The 11,820-nt window shown below is 58.7% G+C and carries 12 protein-coding genes; 9 read left to right on the top strand and 3 right to left on the bottom strand.

All coding sequences use genetic code 11. The features are described from left to right. Positions 1-13: 13 nt before the first annotated feature. Entirely contained in the window at positions 14-964 is a 951-nt protein-coding gene (locus AD662_RS12215) for a LysR family transcriptional regulator (RefSeq protein WP_053187555.1), read from the bottom strand. A gap of 113 nt (positions 965-1,077) precedes the next feature. Here AD662_RS12215 and AD662_RS12210 point away from each other — a divergent pair, with 113 nt between their 5' ends. From AD662_RS12210 to AD662_RS12195, 4 genes are all read left to right on the top strand, one after another. Continuing rightward, on the top strand, positions 1,078-2,259 hold the full coding sequence (locus AD662_RS12210) for a fumarylacetoacetate hydrolase family protein (protein ID WP_053187553.1): 1,182 nt from the start codon (positions 1,078-1,080) through the stop codon (positions 2,257-2,259). Between the two features lie 49 nt (positions 2,260-2,308). Next, positions 2,309-4,093: an IlvD/Edd family dehydratase gene (locus tag AD662_RS12205; RefSeq protein ID WP_053187550.1), complete on the top strand. Its 1,785-nt coding sequence runs from the start codon at positions 2,309-2,311 to the stop codon at positions 4,091-4,093. Positions 4,094-4,231: 138 nt separating this feature from the next. Then, positions 4,232-4,450: a tautomerase family protein gene (locus AD662_RS12200; RefSeq protein ID WP_003200762.1), complete on the top strand. Its 219-nt coding sequence runs from the start codon at positions 4,232-4,234 to the stop codon at positions 4,448-4,450. A 73-nt stretch (positions 4,451-4,523) separates the two neighbouring features. Continuing rightward, a complete protein-coding gene (locus AD662_RS12195; protein WP_053187548.1) occupies positions 4,524-4,994 on the top strand; it encodes a DoxX family protein in 471 nt (156 codons plus the stop codon). 23 nt (positions 4,995-5,017) lie between these two features. Here the strand turns inward: AD662_RS12195 and AD662_RS12190 are convergent, their stop codons facing one another. Then, entirely contained in the window at positions 5,018-5,695 is a 678-nt protein-coding gene (locus AD662_RS12190) for a TetR/AcrR family transcriptional regulator (protein WP_053187546.1), read from the bottom strand. 148 nt (positions 5,696-5,843) lie between these two features. On the opposite strand from AD662_RS12190, the gene phlG reads away from it, so the two are divergent. Continuing rightward, entirely contained in the window at positions 5,844-6,725 is an 882-nt protein-coding gene (phlG, locus tag AD662_RS12185; protein ID WP_053187543.1) for a 2,4-diacetylphloroglucinol hydrolase, read from the top strand. 19 nt (positions 6,726-6,744) lie between these two features. Here the strand turns inward: phlG and AD662_RS12180 are convergent, their stop codons facing one another. Continuing rightward, positions 6,745-7,371, bottom strand: coding sequence for a TetR/AcrR family transcriptional regulator (locus tag AD662_RS12180; RefSeq protein WP_053187541.1), 627 nt, complete (start codon positions 7,369-7,371; stop codon positions 6,745-6,747). Between the two features lie 419 nt (positions 7,372-7,790). Between AD662_RS12180 and AD662_RS12175 the strand changes: the two genes are divergently transcribed. From AD662_RS12175 to AD662_RS12160, 4 genes are all read left to right on the top strand, one after another. After that, entirely contained in the window at positions 7,791-8,873 is a 1,083-nt protein-coding gene (locus AD662_RS12175; RefSeq protein ID WP_053187538.1) for a hydroxymethylglutaryl-CoA synthase, read from the top strand. 31 nt (positions 8,874-8,904) lie between these two features. Next, positions 8,905-10,101 (top strand): thiolase family protein, encoded by a 1,197-nt coding sequence (locus AD662_RS12170; protein WP_053179042.1) that lies wholly within the window; start codon positions 8,905-8,907, stop codon positions 10,099-10,101. A gap of 10 nt (positions 10,102-10,111) precedes the next feature. Further along, positions 10,112-10,552, top strand: coding sequence for a Zn-ribbon domain-containing OB-fold protein (locus AD662_RS12165; RefSeq protein WP_018600485.1), 441 nt, complete (start codon positions 10,112-10,114; stop codon positions 10,550-10,552). A gap of 157 nt (positions 10,553-10,709) precedes the next feature. Further along, positions 10,710-11,759, top strand: a complete 1,050-nt coding sequence (locus AD662_RS12160) for a type III polyketide synthase (RefSeq protein WP_053179038.1) — start codon at positions 10,710-10,712, stop codon at positions 11,757-11,759. The last annotated feature ends 61 nt before the right edge of the window (positions 11,760-11,820 follow it).

Below are 11,820 nucleotides of genomic sequence, written 5' to 3'. Positions count from 1 at the left end.
ACTTATCTTGCCCTTAAGCAGGCTGCATGGCGGCCAGGCGGGCGTTGTCCTTGAGGATCTCGGCGAACTCCAGCGCCGGGCCCACCAACGGCTCATCCTTGCGCGTGAGAATGCCGTAGTCCTGCGGCACCAGGTGCAACGGGGTATCGAGAGTCTTGAGCTGGCCGCTTTCGAGCAGCGGATCGACCATCGCATTGGGCAGCATGCCGATCATGGGCCCGCGTTGCAGCACCTGGAGGAAGGTCTGCATGGAAATGGTGTCGATGGTGTTGCGCGGCATTCCCACCCCGGCCTCGGCGAAGGCCAGCTCCATGCGTGCGCGAATCGGCGTGCCGACCGGATAGAGAATCCACGGCAAGTCCACCAACTGCTGCAAGGAGACCGGGCCCGCGCCGGCCAACGGATGGTGACAGTTGACCACGATGCAGAACGGTTCTGGGGCCAACGGTTGGAAGTCATAGCGCTGCTGCTGGCTTTGATCGGTAAAACGGGCCACCGCCAGGTCAAGCGTCTTCTCTTCAAGCATCTCCATCAGGTGGTTACTGGTCTGCTCCACCACTTCAATCGACAGCAACGGCCAGCGCTGCTTGATCTGCAGGATCGCCTCGGGCAAAGCCACCGCAGTGGCGGCAAAGATCCCGCCGACCTTGAGAAAACCGTGCCCCCCCTCGCGCAAGCTGCTGATCTGTTCGACGAACGAGCGCGCATCATTCAAGGCAATCTGCGCATACCGCAGTACGTGTTCGCCCAAAGCCGTAGGCGGCATGCTCCGAGGCAACCGCTCGAACAAGGCAAAGCCGAGCAGGCTTTCGATTTCCTTGAGCATCTTGCTGATGGCCGGCTGGCTGAGGTTCATCTGCTGCGCCGCCAGGTGCATGTTGCGGGTGCGCCCCAACGTGTCGATCAGCAGCAAGTGGCGGAATTTGAGCCAGCCACAGAAGCTGGAGAAGGACAGATCTGACATGGCGATTCCTCAGGCCGGCGATAACCCAACGTTATCAAATACTGAATATATCTCATTGGAGTTTATCGAGCGGCCACCCTAGCGTGAAGGCTTTACGAACAGGAAGACTTGCCATGTCGCTACTGCTTACTCCCGAGAACACCCTGCCCGTCGATGGCGTGGCCGGAACCCTGATTGGTCGTGCCTGGGTGCCAGGCCGAATCGCCGGGCCTTCGCCCATTGCGTTGCGCAGCGACGGTGTGTTCGATCTCTCGGATCGTTTTGCGACATTGAGCGATCTGCTGGAAACAGAATCGCCGCTGGCCGCCGTGCGACAGACGCCCGGTACCTTCATCGCCAGTGTCGAAGCCCTGCTGGCCAACACCGGCCCTGATGCCGACCCGAGCAAGCCGTCGCTGTTGCCGCCACTGGACTTGCAAGTGATCAAGGCCGCCGGCGTGACCTTCGCCGCCAGCATGATCGAGCGTGTGATCGAGGAACAGGCCGGCGGCGACGCGGCGAAGGCCGAAGCCGTGCGCGCCACGGTGCACAGCGTGATCGGCGACAACCTGCGCACGATCGTGCCGGGCTCCGAGCAAGCCATGCGCCTGAAGGCCCTGCTCATCGAACAGGGCATGTGGTCGCAGTACCTGGAGGTCGGCATCGGCCCGGATGCGGAAATCTTCACCAAGGCACCGGTCCTGGCCGCCGTGGGCAGCGGCAGCCGCATCGGCATTCATCCGATATCGCAATGGAACAACCCGGAACCGGAAGTGGTGCTGGCGGTGAACAGCCGGGGCCAGATCCACGGCGCCAGCCTGGGCAACGACGTCAACCTGCGGGACATCGAAGGCCGCAGTGCGCTGTTGCTGAGCAAGGCCAAGGACAACAACGCTTCCTGCGCCATCGGGCCGTTCATTCGCCTGTTTGACGAACACTTCAGCCTGGATGACGTCCGCTCCTGCGTGGTCGATCTTAAGGTACAGGGCGAAGACGGCTACCGCCTGCAGGGTTCGAGTTCCATGAGCCAGATCAGCCGTGACCCGCAGGACCTGGCGGGCCAGACGCTCAACGCCAATCACCAATACCCGGACGGGTTTGTGCTGTTTCTCGGTACCCTGTTCGCCCCCACCGAAGACCGTGATCATGCCGGCAGCGGTTTCACCCACAAACGCGGTGACGTGGTCAGCATCAGCAGCCCGTTGCTCGGCAGCCTGCATAACCAGGTGACCCACAGCTGCGATGCCGCGCCCTGGACCTTTGGTGTCAGCGCCTTGCTGCGTAACCTCGCCGCCCGAGGACTGCTGGAGCGCTAAAACGCCACGACCGTGACCGATTCATCCAATTACAAGAGAGAAATGAATCATGAGTGACACGTCAAAACGCCGCCTGCGCAGCGAGCAATGGTTCAATGACCCGGCCCACGCGGACATGACCGCCCTGTACGTCGAACGCTACATGAACTACGGGATGACTCGCGAAGAGCTGCAATCGGGACGCCCGATCATCGGCATCGCCCAGACCGGCAGCGACCTGACCCCCTGTAACCGCCATCACCTGGAACTGGCCCAACGGGTCAAGGCCGGCATCCGTGATGCCGGTGGCATCCCCATGGAATTCCCGGTGCACCCGATCGCCGAACAGTCGCGCCGCCCCACCGCCGCGCTGGACCGCAACCTGGCCTACCTGGGGCTGGTGGAGATTCTTCATGGCTATCCATTGGATGGCGTGGTGCTCACCACCGGCTGCGACAAGACCACCCCGGCCTGCCTGATGGCGGCGGCAACCACCGACCTGCCGGCCATTGTCCTGTCCGGCGGGCCGATGCTCGACGGTCACCACAAGGGCGAACTGATCGGCTCCGGCACCGTGCTCTGGCATGCGCGCAACCTGATGGCCGCCGGCGAGATCGACTACGAAGGCTTCATGGAAATGACCACCGCGGCATCGCCGTCGGTGGGGCACTGCAACACCATGGGCACCGCCTTGTCGATGAACGCCCTGGCCGAAGCCCTGGGCATGTCGTTGCCCGGTTGCGCGAGCATCCCGGCGCCCTATCGCGAGCGCGGGCAAATGGCCTACGCCACCGGCAAGCGCATCTGCGAACTGGTGCTGCAAGACATACGCCCGTCGCAGATCATGACCCGCCAGGCCTTCGAGAACGCCATCGCCGTCGCCTCGGCACTCGGCGCTTCGAGCAACTGCCCACCGCACCTGATCGCCATCGCCCGACACATGGGCGTCGAGTTGAGCCTGGACGACTGGCAACGGATTGGCGAAGACGTGCCGCTGCTGGTCAATTGCATGCCGGCAGGCAAGTACCTGGGTGAAGGCTTCCATCGGGCCGGCGGCGTGCCAGCGGTCATGCACGAACTGCAAAAAGCCGGACGCCTGCACGAAGACTGCGCCACGGTCAGCGGCAGGACCGTCGGCGAAATCGTCAGCAACAGCCTGACCAGCAACGCCGATGTGATCTATCCCTTCGATACCCCACTCAAGCACCGCGCCGGCTTTATCGTGCTCAGCGGCAATTTCTTCGACAGCGCGATCATGAAGATGTCGGTGGTGGGCGAGGCGTTTCGCAAGACCTACCTGTCCGAGCCCGGCGCCGAGAACAGCTTTGAAACCCGGGCCATCGTGTTCGAAGGGCCGGAGGATTACCACGCCCGCATCGACGACCCGGCGCTGGACATCGACGAGCGCTGCATCCTGGTCATTCGCGGTGTCGGCACCGTGGGCTACCCCGGCAGTGCCGAAGTGGTGAACATGGCCCCGCCGGCGGCACTGATCAAGCAAGGCATCGACTCCCTGCCCTGCCTCGGCGACGGCCGCCAGAGCGGCACCTCGGCGAGCCCATCGATCCTCAACATGTCCCCGGAAGCGGCCGTGGGCGGCGGCCTGGCGTTGCTGAAAACCAACGACCGGCTGAAAGTGGACCTGAACACACGCACCGTGAACCTGCTGATCGACGATGAAGAGATGGCCCGGCGCCGACTCGCATGGACGCCGAACATCCCGCCTTCGCAAACGCCCTGGCAGGAGTTGTACCGGCAACTGGTGGGGCAACTGTCCACCGGGGGCTGCCTGGAGCCGGCGACGTTGCATCTGCGCGTGATCGCTCGTAGTGGTGAGCCGCGTCATTCGCACTGAGTCCAGACGGCCGATTGTTCACGTACGTTGAATGCTGATGCCAACCCAGAGGGATTTATTCCAAGGGCGTAAAGGAGAAAGATGCGCGCCAGGGGCCTTCGCCCTGCCGCATCTTTCTCACACCCACGGAGCAAACCTATGCCATTTGCCAACTACAAATTCCCCGAAGGGATCCTGGACCACGCTCGCAAAGAAGAGATCATCCATCGCACCACAGAAATGTTCGTCGAGTACTTCGGCGAGGGAGTCCGTCCGTTCACCATGGTGCTGGTCGAAGAGGTGGCAGACGGCGGATGGGGGCGCGCGGATGAAACGCTGACGCTGGCGAAGATGGGGCTGCCTGCCAAAGGACAATAGCGCCTTCGGAGTATTCAAAAAACCTATCGACGTCACGTATCAGCGCTTCAAGCAACCCTGCCAAGGATTCCCCATGACAACTCAAGACCTATCATCGCTGCGCGGCGCGGTGGCCACGGTGACTGCACGAGTCGCCCGCCTCGAACCTTGCCTGTACGCCTTGCTGCGGATCGTCTTCGCCGTGGTCCTGTTTACCCACGGTTTGCCGAAGGTTCTGCGCACCGCCCACGGTTCGATGGCGGATCCAATGACCGCGTCGATCAACCTCATCCAGAACGTGATGGGACTGCCTTTCGCTGCACAACTTGCCTTCCTGGTCATGCTCCTGGAGACGGTCGGTGCGCTCATGCTGGTGATGGGGCTTGGCACGCGACTCGTCGCCCTGCTGATCGCCTTAGAGATGGTTGCCATCAGCTACGCGCTGGGACCGACATGGCCTTGGATAGATCGAGGCATCGAGTTTCCGGTGCTGATGGGTTTTCTTGCGCTCTACATCGTCGCGCGCGGCGGCGGCGCCTACTCAATGGACGCGCGCCAACGGTAGCCCCCATAACCATCGACCCCGCGTCAGTTTGCAGCGTCGTGCGCAGTCGCGGCCACTGCCTGGAGCCCACCAAGGGCATAGCTCATCATGTGGTCGATCAAACCTTGCGGCTCGAGATTCAAGCCTTGCAGTACATGCTGCTTTAACGGCTGATGGGCGATAAGCAAAAAAAGACAGGGGGCGAAGACGCTGATGGCGCTGCGCAAGGTTGTCGGGTGATCTGCTGGCAAGTTCATGATTTGCCCCAGCAAGCCACGCAGTATGTGCGCCTTGGGAAACGACTGCTCCTTGAGTACCACCTCAAACTCGGGAGAAGGCGAAAGCACTTCGCGCGTGAGCACTTTCAGCGCCCAACCATCCGGATGGTCGTGCAGGCGCTCGACCAACACGGTGATGAGGGCACGTAATTTGTCTTGCGGCGACCCTGGCCGCTCGTTAAGCGAAACCAGCGTTTCCATGCGCACCAACCGAGCGTGGGCTTCGAGCAATACCGCGCGGTACAGGCCCTCTTTGTTTACGAAGTGATAATTCACCGCCGCGCTGTTGGCTTGCGAACGTTCGCAAATCTGCTTGCTGGTGGTGTTGGCCAACCCTTGTTCGGCAAACAACTCACCCGCCTTTTCCAGAATCTGCAACCGCGTTGCCTGCCCATCGAGTCGCGAAGCACGAGGCAGGGAAGGCTTGCCAATGGCATTGTCCATGAGCTCATCTCTTTATAGTTCTAATTCAAATTTGACTTTTTATTTTGGCCTACCTATTTTGGTCCCGTCATTGTCCCTTTACAACACCGCGCGAGGACTTCGCAGCCGATGCTGCGGGCTTTTCACGCACTACCAAGGAAATACCGTCATGGAAGCGCGCGTAATGACACCTTTCACCTACTTCTCATTGCCAATGCAGAAGCAGTTCCTGGCCAATCAGCGGGCCATCCAAGGCAAACCCTACGCCGACTTTTTCCGCTCGAAGATCAGCGTGCCGCTCAGTGCCGTCGAAAAAATACAGCAAGGCCCCATGGCCTTGGCTGACACCTTGACGCCCAGCGTTGAAGACCTTAACCGCATGCTCGCCGCTGATTTCATTAGCGAAGAGGCCGGATACGCCCTGCTGCCAGGGCCGATGGCCTACGTGCAAAGTCGCAAGTTTTTCCCCAACTGCACAGCTGAAATGCTCAAGTGGTGGTTCATGTGGCATCCGCTGGAGGCTGAACGCTACACCCTGTGGTTTCCTTATGCCCATGTGGAAAACCCCTGCGTTCATCACGAGCGCCTCCTCGACGATACCCTGAGCTTCGAGGAGCGTTTGTACGGCAATACCTTTTGCGCCTCTGAGTACGTCGGTGACCGTCTCATGCACCTGCATATTGATTTCAGGGCCCCCTGCGAGCTGGGCTTCTGTCCGGATCTGTACCGCGAATCCAAAATAGACGGCAGCGTCAGCGCCTTGATGAGCCTGGCCCACGAACCGCAAGTGCCGGTGTCGCTGATGGCGCACTTGTTCAAGGAGTGTCCGGAGGGTTTGTACCTGACGAGCCGCTACTGGGTCGGCAGCCACCCTGCCATGCAGCGTTTTCCAGGCGCCGAGCGAGCCGCTCGGCTACTGGAAGAAAACGGCCTGGGCGAAGTGGAGCTGGAAACCCTGGCTTATGAATTTGCGGTGCATGACTTGTGTGAGTTCAACCACCTGGCCAGCATCCTGCCGAGCCTTCATGCACGATTCAGCGGCACGAAATAAGCGCAACCCCTCCCGATAATCAGGCTTCGGCGGCGTCTTGAACCGCCGTCGAAGTCGAGCGCATTGCCCCGTTCAGCAGCAGTGTCGTGAACTCATTGATATCTGCTTCCACCTCCAACTGCTCAGTCAAAAGCCGGTACCAGCAAAACCCAAAGATCATGTCCAGGAGCAATTCACGCGACGTGTCCTTGGGCAACTCGCCCTGCTGAATAGCATTTTCCACCAGCTTGCGAGGCAACTCCCTACGTCGCTCCATGAATTCATCTTTCAGTTTGGGCAGCGTGCAGGGATCGAGTTGCGCCTCAGCGATGACACACCGAAAAGCCTCCCCGCAAATTGTTTCTCGCCAGACCTTCCAGAGATTGAGCAGCAAGAAATTGAGGTTCTCCTTGAAAGAGCCTTTATCAGGCTCTTTGCGAATCTGCTCGCTTTCACTCTCGTAGACCTCGGCGATCAAGGCTGCCTTGTTACCCCACCACCGGTAGATTGTCGGTTTGCTCGCGCCAGCGCGACGGGCCACCGCCTCGATGCTCAGCCCCGAGTAACCGCACTCCTTGAGGGTTTCTATGGCAGAAATGATGATCGCTTTGTGCGTGTGAGGGCTCCTCAATGAGCCAATGGAGCTCCGAGATGGTTTACGGGCCATAAATCAAAATCTCCAATATGGCGCTTGACAAAAGAGACTCAGGGTATAGGATTCTCTCGAAAAGCAATGAAACGGATCGTTTCGTTTTGTATGTTTATTTGATCTCAGCTTCTGCTTAGCAGGGGGTCTCTTGAGCGCTTATTACCTCTATATAGGGAGATACGAGAAGGAAAGTCATAAATTTTTAACGCTACCTTAACGATACGGTACGTTTCGTATCATACATAATGATTGTACGAAAACAAGCCTATTGTTCATAGGTTGACCGGTAGGTTCTGTCGCTTGGACCTGCCGATTTATGAGGCATGGGACCGCCATTTATCACTTTGCGAGCACCAATAGATAGTTTCTAAATATTTCATGCACCTGTCACGGCGTTCTGCCAGCAGGTGAAAGAACGGAATCTGGAGGAAGTACACATGAATAAAGTAGGAATTGTGAGCTATGGCGCGGGCATCCCGGTCTGCCGGCTCAAGGTGGACGACGTGATCCAGGTGTGGAAAAACACCGATTTGAGCTTGGTAAAGGGTCAATTGGGCATCCTTGAAAGGGCTGTGCTGCAACCTGATGAAGACGTCATCACCTTGGGCGTGCTAGCCGCGCAACGCGCGTTGGACAAAGCGCCGCCTTGTTCCCTTGAAGCGCTTTATCTTGGCACCTGCACCAATCCTTATGACTCCCGGGCCTCGGCGGCGATCATCCTGGAAATGCTCGGCTGCGGCTACGACGCCTTCTGTGCAGACGTGCAGTTTGCCGGCAAATCAGGCACCAGCGCCCTTCAGATCGCATACGCCTTGGTAGCATCGGGCATGGTGGGCAACGCGTTGGCGGTGGGCGCCGATACGATCAACCGCAACACCGCCCCCGGTGATTTGACAGAGTCCTACGCCGGAGCGGGCGCCGCGGCCCTGCTGTTGGGTACAGAAAATGTGATCGCGTACTTTGACGCAAGTTTTTCCTGCGCGGCGGATGTCGCTGACAACATCAGGCCTCAAGGGGACCGCTATATCCGGTCGGGAATGGGACTGGGCTCGGACAAGAACAGCATCGGCCTTGAAGACCAGACTCGCCGTGCTGCCTCGGGATTGATGGCCAAGATCCATGCGCAGGCTGCTGATTTCGATTATGTCGTCTTCCAGCAAAACCTGGTCTCAACCCCCTACTCTCTCGGCAAGCACCTGGGCTTCACGACGGCGCAAATCGAACCTGGCATCTATGCCCAGAATGTCGGTGATGCCGGGGCAGCAAGCCCTTTGCTGGGTTTGGTCAACGTCCTCGATCAAGCGCGTCCCGGTGAAAGAATCCTGGTGGTTTCCTATGGGTTTGGTGCGGGCAGCGATGCCATTGCCTTGACCGTCACCGATGCCATCGAAGCCTATCAAAAGACCAACGTTCCGCTGCGCACGCTGCTGGAGGATAAGTACTACGTGGATTACGGGACGTCGATCAAGTACGAGTTCAAATACTTGCGGCCCGACTATGCCCTGACGGCCTATCTCTGATTCCAATCCATCCAGCAAGGAGCACTTTTTTATGAGCGCACGACGCGTTGCTATCGTTTCGGCTGCCTATACCCCTAAACCGGGCAGTTCCAGAGTTCGTCAGACCTTCAAGGAGATGATCGTCGAGTCCGCCTACCAAGCACTCAACGCCATCAAGATGCATCCCCGCGAACTCCAGGCAGTTGCCTATGGCTACCACGGTGAAGGCATTTCTGAGTACGGAGGCCTGGGCCCGACCATTTCCGATGCCCTGGGTATCAGCCCTGCCCCCACGTTCATGAGTACTGCCAACTGCACCAGCAGCTCGGTGTCTTTCCAGATGGCCCACCAAATGGTCGCCTCAGGTGAATACGACATCGTTCTGTGCGGCGGCTTTGAAAAAATGACCGACCACATCAACTACGCCGAGTACATCGGCTCCAGCACTGAATGTGAATACGATTATTTTCTCGGCATCTCACACACAGACGCCTTCGCCCTGGCGACCGCCGAGTATTTTGAAAAGTTCGGTTATGCAGGACGCGAAGCGGATGTATTGGCGACGTTTGGGCGGCAGATGCGTATCTATGCCCACAACACCCCCATGGCTACCCGCTATGGCGTGCCGATTCCGTCCCTCGAAGCACTCAAGAGTAGCGAAGCCTGTGGCTCGATGTTGGCCTGGGGTGAAGCCAGCGGTTGCGCCATCCTGGTGGCCGAACACCTTGCGCACCGTTACACGACCCAACCGGTATTTATCCGTGGCTGTGCCTACACCGGCGTATCGCACTATTTCGGCACGCGCTATCACAACCCGACGCTGCAATTTCCGGGGCTGCCAAAAGATGTAGGCATGGCGGTTTCCGCCAACTCGATAGCCTGCGCCGAAATCGCCTACAAAAAAGCCGGTATCACTGCAAAGGATATCGATGTGGCGCAAGTCTACGACTTGCTGGGCGCCGGGCTGATTCAAATGGAGTCCATGGGCGTATGTGGTCCAGGCCAGGCAGGCGACTTCGTATTGGAAGGCGGCATAGCCCTTGATGGGCAACTTCCCCTGAACACTGACGGCGGCAACATCGGGCGCGGCCACGCCTCCGGTTGCGATGGGATTTTGCACATTACTGAGTTGTTCCGACAGCTTCGCGGCGAGTCCAACAACCAAGTCAAAGGCGCCCGTATTGGCGTCTCGCAAAACCTGGGCGGTTACGCCGCGCACAACAGTGTCATTGTGCTTTCCAACGATTAAGGAGCCGACCATGTCCCTTTACCCTGAACAAATTCACCGCATGACCACTGCCAGCATGTTGCGCGAATGGCGCGAGCACGGCGGCAAATACCGTCTCGAAGGCAGCCGTTGCCAGGATTGCGACGAGATCTTCTTCCCCCGGCGCACAGTGTGTGGCGCGTGCAATTCGTTGAATGTGGAACCGTATCGCTGCGCACGCACCGGCACGATCCAAGTCAGCGCTCATGCCGAGAATCCGATACTGGCGGCCATGGGCTATGGCGAAACCGTGCCCCGTTTCATGGCGATGGTGCGCCTGGATGATGGCCTGGTGATTGCCTCGGAAATCGTTGATGTCATCGATCCCCGGCAAGTCGTCAGCGGTGCGCCCGTGCGCATGGTTATTCGCAAACATGTCCGGGAAAGCAACTTGGCCTGGCAATATGCCTATAAGTTTGTCTTGGTGAAATAACCAACAAGGCGTCCGCTACACCCCGCTCTTTCGATAACAACAGTCAAGTTTTTGGCCTCCCAGCCCGCTGCTTTGATTCTGTCTTTCAGAGTCCTGCTTTGCAGTCATTGCCTTAAATGTGCTTCTAACTTTATTGGCTTCTAGCCGAGGACTTGTCATGTCTACTCTTTGCAAACCCAGTCTGTTGTTTCCGCAATACAAGATCACCCAGCAACAAATGATCGAGCATCTGGAGCAGTTGCATGATGATCATCCACGAATGGCACTTGCCAAACGAATGATTCAAAACACACAGGTAAACGAACGGCACTTGGTCCTGCCTATCGATGAACTGGCGGTGCATACCGGCTTTACCCATCGCAGCATCGTTTATGAGCGCGAAGCCCGCCGCATGTCGTCCATCGCGGCGCGCCAAGCCATTGAGAATGCCGGGCTGACCACCGACGACATTCGCATGGTCGCGGTGACATCGTGCACGGGTTTCATGATGCCTTCGCTGACGGCCCACCTGATCAATGACCTGGGCCTGCGAACGTCGACCGTACAACTGCCCATCGCTCAATTGGGCTGCGTGGCAGGTGCTGCGGCGATCAATCGAGCCAATGATTTTGCCAGCCGGGCGCCGGACAACCATGTCCTCATCGTCTCCCTGGAGTTCTCATCGCTCTGCTATCAACCCCAGGACACCAAGTTGCACGCGTTCATATCGGCGGCGTTATTCGGCGATGCCGTATCGGCCTGCGTCATGCGCGCCGATGACAAGGCGCCTGGTTTCAAGATCGCCAAGACCGGGTCTTACTTCCTGCCTGATAGCGAGCACTACATCAAATACGACGTTAAGGACAGTGGCTTTCACTTTACCTTGGACAAAGCCGTCATGAACTCCATTAAAGATGTCGCACCGATGATGGAGGAATTGAACTACGAGACCTTCAATCAACATTGCGCCCAAAATGACTTTTTCATCTTCCATACCGGCGGACGGAAAATTCTTGATGAACTGGTCCTGCAACTGGACCTGCATCCCGGTCGGGTCGCGCAGTCTCGCGACAGCTTGAGCGAAGCCGGGAACATCGCCAGCGTGGTGGTCTTCGATGTGCTCAAGCGCCAGTTTGACAGCGGGCTTGTCGATGGCGCGACGGGCATGCTGGCGGCCTTCGGCCCCGGTTTCACCGCGGAAATGGCCGTGGGCAAGTGGGTCGCCTGACAGCCCCGTAAAACACCGGCACCCAGCCAGGGGCACACCTGCCCCTGGTTACAGGCGTATC

The organism is Pseudomonas kilonensis (genome assembly GCF_001269885.1).
GTDB lineage: Bacteria > Pseudomonadota > Gammaproteobacteria > Pseudomonadales > Pseudomonadaceae > Aquipseudomonas > Aquipseudomonas kilonensis.
The sequence above is the reverse complement of the archived record's forward strand: the minus strand, read 5'-3'. Positions and strand labels throughout refer to the sequence as shown.